The organism is uncultured Thermomonas sp., assembly GCF_937872235.1.
Lineage (GTDB): Bacteria > Pseudomonadota > Gammaproteobacteria > Xanthomonadales > Xanthomonadaceae > Thermomonas > Thermomonas beijingensis.
Window position 1 is genome coordinate 1 of sequence record NZ_CALMPC010000013.1, and the last position, 16,369, is coordinate 16,369.

The 16,369-nt window shown below is 62.5% G+C and carries 15 protein-coding genes and 1 pseudogene; 6 read left to right on the forward strand and 10 right to left on the reverse strand.

Annotated features, from left to right (window positions below; translation table 11 throughout):
• A pseudogene (locus QWB57_RS01155) lies at positions 1 to 226 on the reverse strand (hypothetical protein); the annotation flags it as partial.
• Positions 227 to 457: 231 nt separating this feature from the next.
• Between QWB57_RS01155 and QWB57_RS01160 the strand changes: the two are divergent.
• From QWB57_RS01160 to QWB57_RS01185, 6 genes are all read left to right on the forward strand, one after another.
• A complete protein-coding gene (locus QWB57_RS01160; RefSeq protein ID WP_288967988.1) occupies positions 458 to 2,236 on the forward strand; it encodes a chloride channel protein in 1,779 nt (592 codons plus the stop codon).
• A 182-nt stretch (positions 2,237 to 2,418) separates the two neighbouring features.
• Positions 2,419 to 3,225 carry an ATP-binding cassette domain-containing protein gene (locus QWB57_RS01165; protein WP_223629047.1) on the forward strand — a complete coding sequence of 269 codons (807 nt, stop codon included), beginning with the start codon at positions 2,419 to 2,421 and terminating at the stop codon, positions 3,223 to 3,225.
• Positions 3,225 to 3,974: an MlaE family lipid ABC transporter permease subunit gene (locus tag QWB57_RS01170; protein WP_223629046.1), complete on the forward strand. Its 750-nt coding sequence runs from the start codon at positions 3,225 to 3,227 to the stop codon at positions 3,972 to 3,974. Before QWB57_RS01165 ends, QWB57_RS01170 begins: the two co-directional genes overlap by 1 nt.
• A 10-nt stretch (positions 3,975 to 3,984) precedes the next feature.
• Positions 3,985 to 4,497: an outer membrane lipid asymmetry maintenance protein MlaD gene (gene mlaD, locus QWB57_RS01175; protein WP_223629045.1), complete on the forward strand. Its 513-nt coding sequence runs from the start codon at positions 3,985 to 3,987 to the stop codon at positions 4,495 to 4,497.
• Complete coding sequence (locus tag QWB57_RS01180; RefSeq protein WP_223629044.1) at positions 4,494 to 5,138, forward strand: ABC transporter substrate-binding protein; 645 nt, start codon at positions 4,494 to 4,496, stop codon at positions 5,136 to 5,138. Before mlaD ends, QWB57_RS01180 begins: the two co-directional genes overlap by 4 nt.
• Before the next feature lie 50 nt (positions 5,139 to 5,188).
• Positions 5,189 to 6,241, forward strand: coding sequence for an MlaA family lipoprotein (locus tag QWB57_RS01185; RefSeq protein WP_223629043.1), 1,053 nt, complete (start codon positions 5,189 to 5,191; stop codon positions 6,239 to 6,241).
• A 12-nt stretch (positions 6,242 to 6,253) separates the two neighbouring features.
• Here the strand turns inward: QWB57_RS01185 and rmuC are convergent, their stop codons facing one another.
• The 9 genes from rmuC to QWB57_RS01230 form a co-directional block, all read right to left on the reverse strand.
• Complete coding sequence (gene rmuC, locus QWB57_RS01190; protein ID WP_223629042.1) at positions 6,254 to 7,621, reverse strand: DNA recombination protein RmuC; 1,368 nt, start codon at positions 7,619 to 7,621, stop codon at positions 6,254 to 6,256.
• A 42-nt stretch (positions 7,622 to 7,663) separates the two neighbouring features.
• Entirely contained in the window at positions 7,664 to 8,371 is a 708-nt protein-coding gene (locus QWB57_RS01195) for a VIT family protein (protein WP_223629041.1), read from the reverse strand.
• 48 nt (positions 8,372 to 8,419) lie between these two features.
• A complete protein-coding gene (locus QWB57_RS01200) occupies positions 8,420 to 9,631 on the reverse strand; it encodes a TolC family protein (protein ID WP_288967978.1) in 1,212 nt (403 codons plus the stop codon).
• 14 nt (positions 9,632 to 9,645) lie between these two features.
• Complete coding sequence (locus QWB57_RS01205) at positions 9,646 to 9,951, reverse strand: DUF3240 family protein (RefSeq protein WP_223629039.1); 306 nt, start codon at positions 9,949 to 9,951, stop codon at positions 9,646 to 9,648.
• Positions 9,948 to 13,025, reverse strand: coding sequence for a CusA/CzcA family heavy metal efflux RND transporter (locus QWB57_RS01210; RefSeq protein ID WP_288967980.1), 3,078 nt, complete (start codon positions 13,023 to 13,025; stop codon positions 9,948 to 9,950). Before QWB57_RS01210 ends, QWB57_RS01205 begins: the two co-directional genes overlap by 4 nt.
• Positions 13,026 to 13,028: 3 nt before the next feature.
• Entirely contained in the window at positions 13,029 to 14,147 is a 1,119-nt protein-coding gene (locus QWB57_RS01215) for an efflux RND transporter periplasmic adaptor subunit (RefSeq protein ID WP_288967982.1), read from the reverse strand.
• Positions 14,148 to 14,225: 78 nt separating this feature from the next.
• Positions 14,226 to 14,471, reverse strand: coding sequence for a glutaredoxin domain-containing protein (locus QWB57_RS01220; protein WP_288967983.1), 246 nt, complete (start codon positions 14,469 to 14,471; stop codon positions 14,226 to 14,228).
• A gap of 31 nt (positions 14,472 to 14,502) precedes the next feature.
• The gene (locus QWB57_RS01225; RefSeq protein WP_288967984.1) at positions 14,503 to 15,600 is read right to left on the reverse strand and encodes a ribonucleotide-diphosphate reductase subunit beta; all 1,098 of its coding nucleotides are present in this window, start codon (positions 15,598 to 15,600) and stop codon (positions 14,503 to 14,505) included.
• A gap of 9 nt (positions 15,601 to 15,609) precedes the next feature.
• A partial coding sequence (locus QWB57_RS01230) for a hypothetical protein (protein ID WP_288967986.1) occupies positions 15,610 to 16,369 on the reverse strand: 760 nt, incomplete at its 5' end.

Here is a 16,369-nt window from a genome sequence, read left to right on the forward strand (position 1 = left end):
GATCCCGGTGGGCGTCATCGGCCAAGTGCAACAAGCGGCCACCGGCGAGCGCGCCGTACTCGGCAAGATGCGTGGAAAACGCTGCGCCGCCTTCGCGCAACACCGCTTCGCGCAGCGCGGCATCGTCGTCCCAGAGATTGTGCGTGCCGAACGGTGGCGGCTGGTTGTCAACAAGGTGGGTGGCAAAATCCGCGTACATGTAGTGGCGCTCCAATGGATGGCGCATGACTGCTGCAGGATACGCCCGCAGTGTGATCCGCTGCGCGCACGTGACGGGTGCATCTTCACCTGATCTTGGCGATGCGTGATGTAGCCTTCGCGCCCGCTGCTCTGCCCGCATTTCCCTATGACATCACCCCCCCCTGAGCACCCCGAACACGCGCGGCTGCGTGAGGAATCGTCCAATCAAGCGCTGCCGCTGGCCCCCGGGCTGGGGGTGAGTCTGGAAGCCGCACGCATGCCGCGCCGGGCCAGCTTGATCGAGCCACGCGTGCTGTGGATCTGCGCTTTGGCCATCGTGCTTGGCGGCGGCGCAGCGTTGATTGCGCGGGTATTGGTGGCGCTGATTGCACTGGTGACCAACCTCGCGTTTCTCGGGCGGTGGTCGCTGCAGGCGGTGTCACCAGCCGACCACAACTTGGGCGCTTGGGTGATCGTGGTGCCGGTACTGGGCGGTGTGATCGTGGGGCTGATGGCGCGCTGGGGGTCGCGTGCGATTCGTGGCCACGGCATCCCCGAGGCGATGGAACAGGTGCTGCTCAATGAATCCAGGATTCCGCCGCGGATCACCTTCCTCAAACCGATCTCGTCGGCGGTCGCCATCGGCACTGGCGGGCCATTTGGTGCCGAAGGCCCGATCATCGCGACTGGTGGTGCACTCGGCTCGTTCATCGGCCAAGTGCTGCATGTGACAGGCCATGAACGCAAAGTACTGCTGGCCGCCGGTGCCGCCGGTGGCATGACTGCGATCTTTGGTTCGCCGCTGGCCGCCGTGGTGTTGGCGGTGGAGTTGTTGTTGTTCGAATTGCGCGCACGCTCGCTGGTGCCGGTAGCGCTGGCCACGGTGGCAGCCGCCGGTGTGCGCTATGCCACGGTGGGCAGTGCACCGGTGTTTGCGATGCCGGCGGTGGCCGAACCGGGCTTGGCGGCACTGGCGATGTATGTGCTGTTGGGCGCGGCGATTGGGCTGGTCAGCGTGGGCGTCACGCGCGTGCTGTACGCCATCGAAGACGGCTTTGAACGCTTGCCGATCCACTGGATGTGGTGGCCGGCGATCGGCGGCATTGCAGTGGGCGTGGTGGGCTACTTTGCGCCGCGCACGCTGGGGGTGGGCTACAGCAATATCGAAGACATCGTGGCCGGGCACTTGGCAGCGGGCGCGTTGGCGTTTCTGTGCGTGATGAAGTTCATTTCGTGGTCGATCGCGCTGGGCAGCGGCACCTCCGGCGGCACCTTGGCACCGCTGTTCACCATCGGTGGCGCGCTGGGTGCATTGGCTGGCGTTGCGATGGTGGCACTGGCACCGCAGTTGGGCATTGACCCGCGGATTGCAGGTCTGGTGGGCATGGCCGCGATCTTTGCCGGGGCGTCACGTGCGCTGTTGACCTCGGTGGTATTCGCGTTTGAAACCACCCAGCAAGCGCATGGTTTGTTGCCGCTGTTGGGCGGTTGCACCGCCGCCTATCTGATCTCGGCATTGCTGATGCGCAACACCATCATGACCGAGAAGATTGCGCGGCGCGGCGTGCGCGTACCCAGCGAGTATGCCGCCGATTTCCTTGAACAAGTCGCCGTGGGCGATGCCTGCACACGCAACGTCATCTCGCTGCGCACCGCCGATGCACTGGGCGATGTGCGCGCACTGCTCCACTCGGGCCGCGCCGAGTACCAACACCAAGGGTTTCCAGTCATCGACGATGCGGGCCGTGTGCGCGGCGTGATTACCCGGCGCGATTTGCTGTCGTCCGGGCATCCCAACATGCGCCGCATTGGCGAAATGCTGACGCGCGCACCGGTGGTGGTACATGCGCAACATTCGCTGCGCGAGGCGGCCGACCACATGGTGGCCGAAAACATCGGACGTGTAGTCGTGGTCGACGCTCAAGCGCCGCACGGCTTGCTCGGCATCCTGACCCGTGGCGACCTGTTGGCCGCGCATAGCCGTCGCTTGAAGGAAGCACACGAGTCCGGCCGCCACATCCGCATACGCGAGCGTTTGAAACGCCGTTGGCGTTGATGGTGTCGCTGCACGCAACACGCAGCGTTCCACGCGGAAGATGTTTGCCGATGCACATTGCAGAGCGAATGCGCGATAATTCCTGCACTTGTTAGTTCAATTGCTTGCCCCTTGTTCAGCCAGCGCCAAGCAAGCTATGCAGCCCTGCATCCACGCGCGCCACTTCTCACGTTAGTCATCGCATGTCTGTTTCTCCCGCCACCGCCGTGCGTTTGTCATCGGTCCGCCTTGATCGCGGTGGACGCGCCATCCTGCGTGGGCTGGACTTGGACATTCCACAAGGCAGCATGACCGCCGTGCTGGGGCCATCTGGCACCGGCAAATCCACCCTGCTGGCGGCGATCACCGGTGAACTGGTGCCGACGGAAGGCCGCATCGAGGTCTTCGGGGAAGAAGTGCCGCGAACCCCGGGTGGGCTGCTGGAGATGCGCAAGCGGCTGGGCGTACTGCTGCAAGGCAACGGCCTGCTGACCGACCTGACCGTGACCGAAAACGTGGCGCTGCCATTGCATGCGCATACACGGCGGACCGACGTGGAGATTGCACGCATCGTGGCGGCCAAACTCGATGCGGTCGGCTTGCGCGCCGCCGCCAACTTGTATCCACGTGAACTGTCCGGCGGCATGGCCCGCCGCGCCGCACTGGCGCGGGCGCTGGCACTGGATCCGCCGCTGCTGCTGTGCGACGAACCACTGACCGGACTGGATCCCATCGCCAGCAGCGTGATCATGCAACTGCTGCGCCGACTCAACCAAACGCTGGGGCTGACCTGCATCGTGATCAGCCACCACGTCCATGAAACCCTGCCGGTCTGCGATCAAGCGGTGGTGATTGCGAACGGCGGCATCGCGTTTGCCGGCACGCCACAAGCATTGCAGGCCAGCGATGATCCGCTGCTGCGTCAGTTCCTCAATGGCGATGCCGAGGGCCCCCTCAGTTTCGAGGGCGCAGGCTTCGCAGCTGCGCCGATGGCGCGGGATGCCGCCTGATGGCTTTCGCTGCTTCCATGCGTTCGTTGGGGCGCGCCGGCCTGTTTGCGCTGTCAGTGTTGCGCGCGTCCAAACCCACTGCGGATTTGTTCGCCGAACTGGTGAAGGAAATCTACAAGGTGGGCGCGCGCTCGCTGCCAATCATCGTGGTGGGCGGCGCCTTCGTCGGGCTGGTGCTGACCTTGCAGGGCTACCGCACGCTGGCCACGTTTGGTGCCGCCGATGCGCTGTCCACGCTGCTCGGGCTGTCGCTGTATCGCGAACTGGGTCCGGTGCTGACCGCGCTGCTGTTCATCGGCCGCGCCGGCAGTTCGATCGCCGCCGAACTTGGCCTGATGCGTGCCACCGACCAGATCAAGGCGCTGGAGCTGATGGCCATCGACCCGCTGGCAAAGGCAGTCGCACCGCGCTTTTGGGCGGCGATTTTGTGCGTACCCCTGCTGACCGGCTTCTTCTGTTCACTGGCGATCGCCGCCAGTTGGTTCGAAGCGGTGCGCATACTGGGCCTCGACAACGGCACGTTCTGGTCGGCGCTGCAACACAGCGTGGACGCGTGGGATGACTTCGGCGTGGCGTTGCTGAAGTCGGCGGTATTCGGTGGCACCTCGGCACTGGTGGCCGCGTATGCAGGCTTCCACGCCGAACCCACCATCGAGGGCACCTCGGTGGCCACCACCCGCGCGGTGGTGAACGCCTCGCTGCTGGTGCTGATGCTCAACTTCGTGATGTCGGCCCTGTTGTTCAATTAAGGAATTTCCCATGGCAATCCGTGGCCCCAGGCTTGAATTCGCGGTCGGCGCCTTCCTTCTGCTGGCGCTGGCCTCTCTGTTGGTGTTGGCGTTCGCCTCCACCAATCGCCAGTTTGGTGGTGGCGGCGACAGCTATCCGCTGACTGCGCGCTTCTCCACCCTGGGCCAGCTGCGCCTGCAGGCACCGGTGCGGATCGGCGGCGTGGCGGTGGGCCGGGTGGCGAAGATCGACCTTGACCCCAAGCGCTTCGACGCGGTGGTGACGCTGGACATCGACCAGCGCTACCCGCTGCCCGCCGACACCTCCGCCGGCATCTTCACCAGCGGTCTGCTGGGCGAAAGCTACGTTGGCCTGCAGCCGGGCGGCGACCCCGAAAATCTCAAGCCCGGCGAAGAAATCGCCTACACCCAACCCGCTGTCGATCTGATCCAGATGGTCGGCAAATACATGTTCGGCGGCGCAGGCGGCACATCGGCGCCGGCATCGAAAACCGAACCGTCCCCCACGGAAACCAAGCCATGAAATCGTTGCTCCTGTCCGTTTCACTCGCCCTGTCTACGCCGCTGCTGGCCGTTGCACCACTGGCCACGCAGGCCCAACAGGCCACCGCCACCCCGGGCCAGCAAGTGGTCACCACCGGCAGCCGCGTGCTGACGACCTTGCAACAGCGCCGTGCCGAGTTCAGCAAGAATCCGGCCGCACTGCGTAGCTTCATCGACGGCGAACTGCGTGGCAGTTTCGACAGCCTGTATGCGGCGCGCTTGGTACTCGGCACCCACGGCCGCGGTGCCAGCGAGGCCGACGTCAAGCTGTTCGCCGATGCGATGGTGGACAACCTGATGCAGCGCTACGGTGCCGCCCTGCTGAACTTCGAAGGCAAACCGCGGCTGCGCCTGAAGTCGGAAAGCCCGCTGCCCGGTAATCGGGGCATCAAGGTATCCACCGAGCTGCTGCGCGACAATGGTGCGCCGGTACCGGTGGATTACCTCGTGCGCAACAACGGCGGCTGGAAAATATTCGACGTGATGATCGAGGGTGTGTCCTATGTGCAAACCTTCCGCAGCCAGTTCGATTCACCGCTGACGCAAAAATCCATCGCGCAAGTCGCCGCCGATTTGCGCAGCGGCAGCCTCAAAGCCGCGGCTGGCAATGGCGGCCACTGATCGATACCTCTGCACGTGCATCCGGATTTGATTCGGTTCGAAGGAATCCCATGACTCGCCTGCTGATCAGCGCCACGCTGGGCATCCTGCTCATCACTACCGGCTGCGCCAGCCAGCTGCCGTTGGCGCGCACATCGCCTGCTGCGACCGACGTCGCGCCGCCCACATCCGATGCTGCCCCGGCAGGTATGGCTGCGCCCGCAGCAAATGCAGCCATCGGCAATGCCGCTGCACCGCCCACCGGGGCAACAGCCGATGCCGCAGCGGCAATGGCAGATGCAACACCCAACGCTGCCCATGCAATCGCCGCCAGAGTTGCGTCCAGTGCCGAGGCCACCAGCGCCGACGACGATTTTGCCGCCATCTACGGCACCCGCGCCGCCAACGGTGCGGGCAGCAGTGACAGCCTCGATCAGCTGGATCCGTGGGAGCCAATGAACCGCCGCGTGCATGCATTCAACACCGCCATCGACCACGGCATCATGCATCCACTCGCAGTGGCCTACACCAAGATCACCCCCGCCCCGCTGCGCAAGGGCATCAGCAATGTGTTCGACAACCTCGCCGCACCGCTGGCGTTTGGCAACCTGCTGCTGCAGGGCCGTCCGCGTGCATCGGTGGAGACGCTGGGACGGTTCCTGGTGAATACCGTGATCGGCATCGGCGGCATTTTTGATCCTGCCACCAAAGCACTGAAGATGCATCGCCACAGCGCCGACTTCGGCCGCACCCTGGCGCGTTGGGGCTGGCACGAATCGCGCTATCTGGAACTGCCCTTGCTTGGCCCGCGCACCGTGCGTGACGCCGTGGGCGCGGCCGGTGATATCACGATGGCGCCGTTGACCTATGTCGAACACGACAGCTCACGGCTCTCGCTGGAAGCGCTGTGGCTGGTGGATACCCGCGCCGGCCTGCTGCCGCTGGATGAACTGCGCGAAGCCGCGCCTGACGAGTACGTCCTCACCCGTGATGCGTGGCTGGCGCGGCGCCGCTATCTGATCAACTCCGATCGCAGCCAGAATGACGAAGGCAACGAATCACTGCCGGCCTATCTGCTGGAAGACGAACCTGCCAGTTCGCCGGTACCATCCGCATCGCACTGACCACCGTGCGGCTCAGGCATCAGCGTGCGGCGCTTCCTGTGCAATCGCCGTCGCCATCTCGCCGGGTAGGCTGTCCACCTCGCGCAGGCTGCGCTCGATCGCGCGGGTGCGCACGCCGGTGTGTTCAATCTGTTTGCTGGCTTGATCCAGTTTCTCTTTCACCTTGTCCAGCACATCGCCGAATTTGCCGAATTCGCTCTTGGCTTTTTCCAGGATGCGCCACACTTCCGCCGAACGCTTTTCAATAGCCACGGTACGAAAGCCAATCTGCAAACTGGTGAGCAAGGCCAGCAAGGTAGTGGGGCCGGCGATGGTGATGCGTTGCTCGCGCTGCAAGGCTTCAAACAGGCCTGGACGGCGCAGGACTTCGGCATACAGGCCTTCGGTGGGCAAAAACAAAATGGCAAATTCGGTGGTGTGCGGTGGGGCCACATATTTACTGCGAATACGCTTGGCCTCCTCGCGCACCCGCCGCTCCAGTGCATCGCCGGCACTGCGCGCATCGTCACTGTCGGCACGCTCTTGCGCGTCCAGCAAACGCTCGTAATCTTCCCGCGGGAATTTGGCATCGATCGGCAGCCATACCACGCCGTCATCGCTGCTGCCGGGAAAGCGCACCGCAAACTCCACCCGCTCGCTGCTGCCAGGGATGGTGGCGATATTGTCTGCATATTGATCGGGTGCAAACACTTGCTCCAGCAAGCCCGCCAACTGCACTTCACCGAAGATCCCGCGCGACTTCACATTGGTCAACAAGCGCTGCAAGCCACCCACATCGGTGGCCAGCTTGCTCATGTCACCCAAGCCCTGGTGCACCTGCATCAGCATGGTTTGCACATTGGCGAAACTTTCGGTGAGCCGGGTTTCCAGCGTGGCGTGCAATTTTTCATCCACGGTCGCGCGCATTTGCTCGAGCTTTTGCGCGTTATCGGCTTGCAAGGATTGCAGCTGCTGCGCCAAGGTGGCGCGCATCTCACCGATGCGCGCTTCATTGCGCGTACTGAGTTCGCGCAGCTGCGTGGCCAGCGTCTCGCTATGCCGCTGCTGTTGTTCTGCGCCTTCCTGCCGCGCCTTGCGCGCATCTTCCGTCAAGGCTTCGCGCAGCGCGTCCAGCCGGGCATCGGTGCGGCTGGTCAACTCATCCAGCCGGGCATCGGTGCGCGCGGCCACCGCCTGCAACTGACTGCCAAAGCCGTCGATGCGCTGGCCTTGTTGCAGGGCAAAGCTATCCAATTGCCCACGCAATTCATCGCGGCCCATGCGCTGCTCATCACGCAACACATGGCCCATGCGCTCTTCCGGACGACGCAGCAGCAACAAGGCGATGATCGCGAGCGCCGCGACCAGCAAGAGAAGCAACAGCAGGGTATTGAGATCCATCTGCCTAGTGTAGCCAGCGGTTGTCGCAAATCCTGCGACGGCTTAGCCCGTGCTCACCCCAAAAGCCCAGCCAATCAACGCGGTGGCGGCCTGCGCCAGGCTGCCCCACAGCAGAACCCGCCACGCACCCTTGAAGCCGCCACCGCCGGCAACGCGCTCGGCCACATAACCCAGCACCGCCAATAGCACGGTGGTGCTGACCACAATCGCGATACTCAAGCCTGCGCCCTGCCATAGCCATGCCAGCAGGATCGGCGGCAACGCGCCGAGGGTGAACGAACCGGCCGATGCCAAGCCCGCCTGCACCGGCCTGGCACGCTGCATGTCGTGGATGCCAACCTCATCACGCAGATGTGCCGCCAAGTCGTCATGCGCGGTGAGCTGCTCGGCCACTTGCCGTGCCAATGCAGGCTCCAGGCCACGGTGGACGTAAATCTGGGTGAGCTCAACGAGCTCGGCTTCCGGGTGTTCCTGCAGGGCTTTTTGCTCGATCCGGATATCGGCATATTCGGCATCTGCTTGCGAGCTCACCGACACGTATTCGCCCGCCGCCATCGACAATGCACCTGCCGCTAGTCCCGCAATCCCTGACAACAAAATAGTGGCGGGGCTGGCCTGTGCGGTGGCCATGCCCAACATCAGGCTGCTCGTCGAGATCAGGCCATCGTTGGCACCCAGCACCGCGGCGCGCAACCAACCACTGTGCTGGCTACGATGGGGTTCGTGATGATGGTGGTGTTCAAGCTGCATGTGCGGCGATCGAAAAATTCAGTCGTCAGGCATTGTAGATCAGCATGCTTATTCATCGTGCCAAATATCGTGCGCATCCACCAGTACGCGTAGTCTTGCTTGCTCGGCATCGGCACGGGCGGCGGCCTCCAAGCCAACCATCTGGTTGTGCTGGCGCTGCACCAGCAACCATTCCGACAATGCAATTTCGCCCAGCTCCCAGCCGCGCTTGACGCGCTTCAGTACCGCTTCACTGGCGGCAAGTGCGTCCCGCTGCGCCTGCCATTGCGCCGATCGGCGGGTGGCACTGGTTACGGTCAAGACTGCCTCATGCTGTATGTCACGTCGCATCGCAGCGGCATCACCGTGCAGTGCCGCCGCATTGGCACTTTCGGCAGCCGCCAGTGCGCTGCGATAACGCCCGCCTAGGGGGAGGCTCAAGACCACGCCATTGACCTGTTCGGCACCACCGCGCTCACTCAAACGGCGCAGGCCCAGCGTGGGGTCAGCGATGCGGTCGGCTCGCGCACGTGCCGCACGTGCCTCGGCTCCGCGCGCGTCTGATTCCAGCGCGCCGATTTCATGGCTGCGCGCGATGATGCGGGCAATCCATGCCTCGGCGGTTCCTTGTAACACCAAAGGCGCGGCCACATCCGGGGCGTGTGCGGGAATCGGCAGACTGGGAAAATCGCTTTGCATCGCCAGCCGTGCACTGTCCAAAGCGGCCTGCGCAGCCAGTTGCGCCGCTCGTGCCTGCGCACGCTCGACCTCAAGTAATTCCACTTCTTTTTGCGCGACATCACCCAACGCCAACCGGCGCACCAAAACACGCTGCTCTTGATCAAACGACGCAAGTTGCACGCTTGTCCGCTGCACCGCCTCGGCTGCGCGCAACCATGCCATCCAGTCCTCCAACAAGAGCCGTGCGGCTTGATGGCGGGCATCGTCCAAACGCAATTCAGCGGAGTCGATACCCGCAGCGCCGATGTCACGATCCAACCGTGCCTTGCCCGGCAAGCGCAATGCACGGCTGATTCCGATTTCAGATTCCGCAAACCGCTGCCGCCCACCCAGCTCGTCGGTGCTGCGGCGTTGACTGACCACAGTGACTTGAAACTCGTGGCTACCCACGCGCAACGCGCGTGCCTGTGCCTGGGCTGCGTCCAGACGCGCGCGCGCCGCCACCACATTCGGTTGTGCATCGATGGCCAGGTGCACCGCGTCGTGCGGCGGCAACCACTGCTGCGCGGATGCAGGCACACTCAGCAGCAACCCCGCCATGCCCAATATCCACCTCATTCCAATGTCCCCATCGCCAGCACCGGCTCGATCCACCAACGTACTTCGTGCATATCCACTTGCGCCCGCAGCACGGCAAGGACTGCCTCGACCTGGACATGCGGCAACAACATCCACAGCACGCGCCGCTGCACCCGGCCACGCACCTGCTCGGCAATGGATGCGTGCATAAAATCGCTGGAATGCCCTTCCGCATGCAGCACGGTGAACCCGGGCAGACCGGCTTCGGCCACCAGGGCTTCGGTGATGGCCGCTTCCAAACGCGGTGAGAACACCACATTCAAGCGTACGTGTTCGCTCATGCCTCGTCCTTTTCGACTACAACACCAAACCGCTGGTACAAAATTGGCAGCAGCAGCAAGGTCAATGCGGTAGAAGTCAACAAACCGCCGACCACCACGATGGCCAACGGTCGCTGGATTTCCGAACCCGGGCCGTTGGCTAACAGCAGTGGCACCAAACCCAGTGCCGTGATGCTGGCGGTCATCAACACCGGGCGCACCCGCGCCAACGCGCCACGCCGCACCACTTCTGCAATCGGCAGGCCGCTGTCGTGCAATTGGTTGAAGCAGGTCACCAGCACCAAACCATTGAGTACCGCGATACCCAACAGGGCAATGAAGCCCACCGCCGCCGGTACCGACAAATATTGCCCGGATACCCACAGCGCCAAAATGCCGCCGACCAAGGCAAACGGGATGTTGCACAAGATCAAGACCGCCTGCCGCAATGACCCAAAGGTCATGAACAACACCAAAAAGATGGCGGCCAAGGCCAGCGGGATCACCAAGCCCAAGCGTGCGGCCGCACGTTGCTGGTTTTCAAACTGCCCGCCCCATTCCATGTGATACCCGGGCGGCAGTGGCACCGCCTTGGCCACCGCAGCCTTGGCGTCATCGACAAAGCCCACCAAGTCGCGACCATCGACATTGGATTGCACCAGGGCAAACCGCGAACCTTGTTCGCGCCCCACTTTTACCGGACCATTGCCCGCCTTGAGGGTGGCAATGGCCGCCAACGGGATCTCGCCACCGCCCGGCAATGCCATGCGCATCTGCTTGAACCGCAATGCCGACATACGGATATCCTCGCCACCCCGCACCAGTATCGGTGTGCGTCGATTGGACTCCAACACCATCCCCGCAGGCATGCCATCGATCTGTGCGCGCAGTTCGTCTTGCACATCGGCCACCGCCAAGCCATTGCGACCGGCAGCAATCGGATCAATCACCACTTGCAGGTAATCCACGCCCTCGGTCGTTTGGGTGATGACATCCTGCGCACCACGCAGCTGCTCCACCACACTGGCGGTGCGCTGCGCCAACGTGCCGAGCACGTGCAGGTCAGGCCCGAAGATTTTGATGGCCAAATCGCCACGGCTGCCGGTCAACATTTCGGACACGCGCATTTCGATGGGTTGGGTCAGGCCGGTATCCATTCCCGGAAAATCGGCCAGTACCTTGCGCAGCGCATCGGCCAGCCACGCTTTATCGGGCTTGCGCCATTGCGATTTGGGTTTGAGCTGCAAAAACATATCGGTTTCATTCAAGCCCATCGGGTCGAGCCCCAATTCATCCGAGCCCACCCGCGCCACGATGTGCGCCACTTCCGGCACTTTGGCTTTGATCGCACGCTCCACTGCCAGATCCAACTCCAACGAGCGTTGCAGAGAAATTGCCGGCGACTTGGCCAACTGCACCAAAATGTCGCCCTCATCCATCGTCGGCATAAAGCTTTTGCCTACGCTCAGATAGCCCACAGCCCCCAACAGCAAGGCGATGCCCGCAGGGATCAATGCGCGTTTGGGCTTGGCCAATACCGCATCCAGGATCGGCCGATACACCCGCACCACTTGCCGCATCAACCACGGCTCGTGATGGGCATGCGGCTTGAGCAACAGTGATGCCAACACCGGTACCAAGGTCAGCGACAACAGCAACGACGCGCCCAAGGCAAACACAATGGTCATTGCCACGGGCGCAAATAATTTGCCCTCCAAGCCTTCCAGGGTGAGCAGCGGCAAGAAGGTGAGCACGATGATCAACATCCCCGCAGCCACCGGTGTGGCCACTTCGCGGGTGGCCGCATACACCCGGTGCAGGTGCGGTAGATGCGCGCTGCCAGCCTGCGGCTCTAATCGGGTGACCGTGTTTTCCACCACCACCACCGCCGCATCCACCAACATGCCAATGGCAATCGCAAGGCCACCCAAGCTCATCAGGTTGGCGCTCTGCCCGGTCCAGCGCATCAACAGAAACGTGTAGAGCGCGGCGAACGGCAACATCAACGCCACCACCAAGGCGGCACGCAATTCACCGAGGAACAGCAACAGCAAAATCACCACCAGCACGGTGGCTTCCAGCAAAGCATCTTGCACGGTCGCCACTGCGCGTTCGATCAAACTGCTGCGGTTGTAAAACGGCACCACCTTGACGCCCGGCGGCAGGCTGGACTGCAGACTCTGCAATTTGGCGACGGCGGCATGCACCAGTTGCGAGGCATCGGCACCACGCAAGGCCACCACGATCCCTTGCACCGCTTCGTGCTGGCCATCGCGCGTCACCGCGCCGTAGCGGGTCATGGCGTCGATGCGCACCGTGGCCAAATCTTTGATCCGCAGCGGCGGCATGCCGGCTTTCACCACCACATTGCCGATGTCATCCACTGTTTGCAGTGCACCTTCCACCCGCACCACCACGGCGTTTTCACCGGCATTGATGCGCCCGGCACCATCGTTGCGGTTGTTGCGCTCCAGGACTTGCACCAAGTCGCTGAAATGCAAGCCATTGGCCAGCAAGCGGGCGCGGTCTGGCACCACCACAAAACTTTTTGCCTGTCCGCCCAGCACATTGACATCGGCCACCCCCGGCAAGGCACGCAGCGCCGGGCGCAGCGTCCAGTCCAACAGGCTGCGCTTGTCTTGCAAACTCAACCCCGCGCCCTCGATGGTGAACATCAACACATCGGAAAGCGGTGTTGTGATTGGTGCCAAACCACCTCCCACACTGGCCGGCAGGGTCGCGGCCACACCGGCATAGCGCTCATTCACTTGCTGCCGCGCCCAATAGATATCGGTGCCTTCCTTGAAATCCAAGGTGATATCGGCAATTGCATACTTCGCTGTGGAGCGCAGCATCACCGCATTGGGCACACCCAGCAGTTCCATTTCCAGTGGTGCCACCACCCGGCTTTCCACTTCTTCCGGGGTCATGCCGGGTGCTTTCAAGATCATCTTCACCTGCGTCGGCGAGATGTCGGGGTAGGCGTCGATGGGCAATTGCAGATATGCCTGCAACCCGGCCACCGCCAGCACAACAACGGCCAGCAAGACCAGCAGGCGCTGCTGCAAGGAAAACGCGATCAAGCGGTTGAGCATGGCCTACTCCACCGGCGCCAAGGTCTTGAGCAGGTTGCCGCCACTGGCCGCGACATTGACCCCGGCGTGTACGCCATCGCCCACGATCACCGCGCTGCGTGCATCACCGCCCAGCAAGTGCACCACCACGCCATGCCATGCCTGTCCTTGCCGCACATACACCACATGATGCTCACCTTGTTGCAGCAAGGCCGAGGCCGGCACCACCACCGCACCGACGGGTGCCGGCAAATGCAGGCTGGCTTCCAATTGCTGCCCCGGTAGCAGCGCACTGGCCGCTTGCACCTGCGCACGCACCCGCAGGCCTTGCGCACCGGCATCGGCATCGCCACCCACCGCCATCACCTTGGCACGTGCACCGGCCGGCAATTCCACCGCAAGCCCTGGCTGCACCGCATCGCGCAGCGCCAGCGGGATGTTGAATTCCACATCCAAACCATCGCCGGTCATCAGCGTGAAGGCCGACGCCAAGGCCGCCAAGGCTTGCCCAGGCTTCACCGCACGATGCAACACCCGCCCAGCCTGCGGGGCCAGCAATTCAAACTCCCCCGGCGCCCCGCGCGTGCTGGGGCGAAGCTGCGTCAATTGCAGACTGGCCTGCGCCACACTGGCGCGGGCAATGGCCGCACGCGCGCGGCTTTCTTGCGTGCGCGCTTGCGCAATCAGGCCTTCCTTGAACAACACTGCATCGCGCCGGGCTTGCTGCTGCGCCACACCGGCCTCGGCCCGTGCACGCGCCAACTCGGCTTGCAGCGTCACCAGTTCGCGGCTTTGCACACGCAACATCGGCTGCCCACGTTGTACCTGGCTGCCTTCATCGACCAACACTTGGGTCACCACGCCAGCATAGGGCACGGTGACCTCGGTGCTGGCCGCCAACGGTGCGGTAATGTGCGCAGGCAAGCCGGTGATCGGCACCACCGTGGCGGCCATGGCCGCAACCTGGGTGATGCCGAGGTTTTTCAGCTGCACCTCGGTCAGCACGATGCGGCCCTGCGCATCCGCTTGGGGGCTGCTGTCCTCGCTGCCAGCCTCTGGCTTGCCGCCACAGGCCAGCAAGCTCAACACGAGGGGACTCAACAGGGCGATACGGCGGGCAGAAACAAGGCGCAAGCGCGGCATGGCGGCATCGTGAAATTTACGGGTGCCGCCAGTCTGGCGAACCAAGCTTTGAGAATGCTTAGGATCCCCTACAGCAACTCAATGCTGTTGGCGCAAGTGTTGCCGCAACGCCTCATAGCCGCCGATATGCGTGAGCGCCGCATCACCTTGAATGAAAATTTGCGGCAAGCTGCGCACCGGCGTGCCGACCTTGGCGTGTAGCTCGTCCACGCTGATATCGGCACCCACCATGTGATAATGGAAATCAAGGGATTGCATCTGGCACAGCAGTTTGCTTTTTTCACAATTGACGCAGCCGTCTTTGCCGTAAATATGGATATGCATCGCGGTTCCTTGTGCTTGAAATAGGTGCGGTTTAGAAGTCGTCGTCAAACACTACGTCTTGGTCGGTGCGACGCATCACCCCAACCTTGTATGCGGCGATGTCTTGTTCTTGCGGCGAGGCTTGGGTCTTGCTGATGTTCAGCCACTTCTCCATGAACTTCAGCGGATTGCTGGCGGGCAGCGCATGCTTGCGGCTGGCAAGGCCCAGGGTTTGATACACATCTTTGGCGCAATACAGCGTCCATGCCGACAGGCGGTCGGCATTCATGCCCACCAGTTCGCGGCCATCGGAAAACAGGTAATCGATCCAGCGCAGTTCGCTGTCGATCACTTCCTCGATCAAGGCTTGGATTGCGTCATGGCATTGCGCAAACGCGGTCTGCCCGCGTTCGGTGGACAGTTCATTCAGGAGCACCGCACGGTCCAGCTCGGCGTGGATTTCCAACTCGTCTTGCGCAATTTTCTGGATGGCCTTGCCAATCGGCTGAAACAGCCCGGTGTCGCAAATGGCGAAAGTCACCGCGAACGAGGCCAAAAACTGAATCCGCTCCATGCAGAACAGCCCGACAATCGTCATGAACACCGCGTTGTATGTGGTCTGGTCGTTGGGCAATTGGCCAATGGCGTATTTGTGTGAGGTCTCGTAGCCATCGGCAAACGCCCGCGCCACGCAGCTCAGCCTGTCGTGCGCCGCTTGCACGCGCAGGATCTCATCGAGAATGACGGATGGGTCATCAAACGAATTGCGCACAATTTCCGAGTACGTGGCCGCGTGCACCACTTCGTTGTCGGACACCCGCTGCCACGCCGCCCACAACTCGGATGAAGTGATGAACGGTGCCAGCACCGGCGCAATCGCACGCGAGGCCACACTGTCGGCTTCCCACTGCCAAGCCAGCGTCTTGATCATCATGTCGTAGGTGCCGCGCGAGCACGATTTGAAATCGGCATTGCACGAGGAATAGTCGAATTCGTTTTCGTCCCAATCCAGCGATTTTTGTGCTTTGTATAGCCTCCAGATCGCCGGATAGTGGCGGTTGACGGTATCGAACAACCCCTGCCGCTGACCCAGCAGCAGCAACGGTTTTTGATAGTCAGTTTTGGCGTAATTGAAGACGGTATCGGTCATCGGATGTCCTTACAGTGTGCAGGCTTCGCAATCGCTGTCGTGTTCGGCGGCGGCCAGTTCCTCGGGACGTGCTTTGGGAATGTTCAATTCCAATTGGCGCATGCCCGCTGAGGTTTTCTGGTTCATGTAGTACTTGGATTTCAGCCCCAACTTGACCCGATACAGGTAGTCGCTGATCAGCTCGGTGGATTCAATCGAGGCATCGCCCAGTACCTTGCGGTAGAAGTCGGCAGAGATGCCTTGGTCGGTCCACTTCTGCACAATGGCGTACAGCTCGGTCATGTCTTTGGCTGGAATGTCCCACGCCGATTGATACGCCTCGCCCAAGCGGTCGCCATCCGGCGCGGCCCAATAATTGACGCGGTGGTTGTCGGTTTTGATCAAGGTGAGTTCGCGGATTGGGTACAGGCCATTGGTGGTGCCCGAGGCATTGGCCGAGGTCTCGGTAGGCATATGCGCCACCAACACCGAATTGCGAATACCGCCATTGGCGACGATCTCGCTGCGCAGCGCTTCCCAGTCGTAGCACGTGGTGAAGGTGGCGATTTTTTCGACATTGCGGTTGCTGGTATCCAGCGGCAACCAGCCTTCGGGCCAGCGCGTCTTGTGCATCCATGGCGCATTGCCCAGCTCTTTGCCCAATTGCAGGCTGGCGCGCAGCAGGTGGTAGTAATGGCGCTCGGCGACGTTGTGGATGAACTGTTTGCCTGCGGTCTCGGTATAGCGCTGGCCGTGTTTGGCCATCAAATGCGCCAGCCCCAAAATGCCA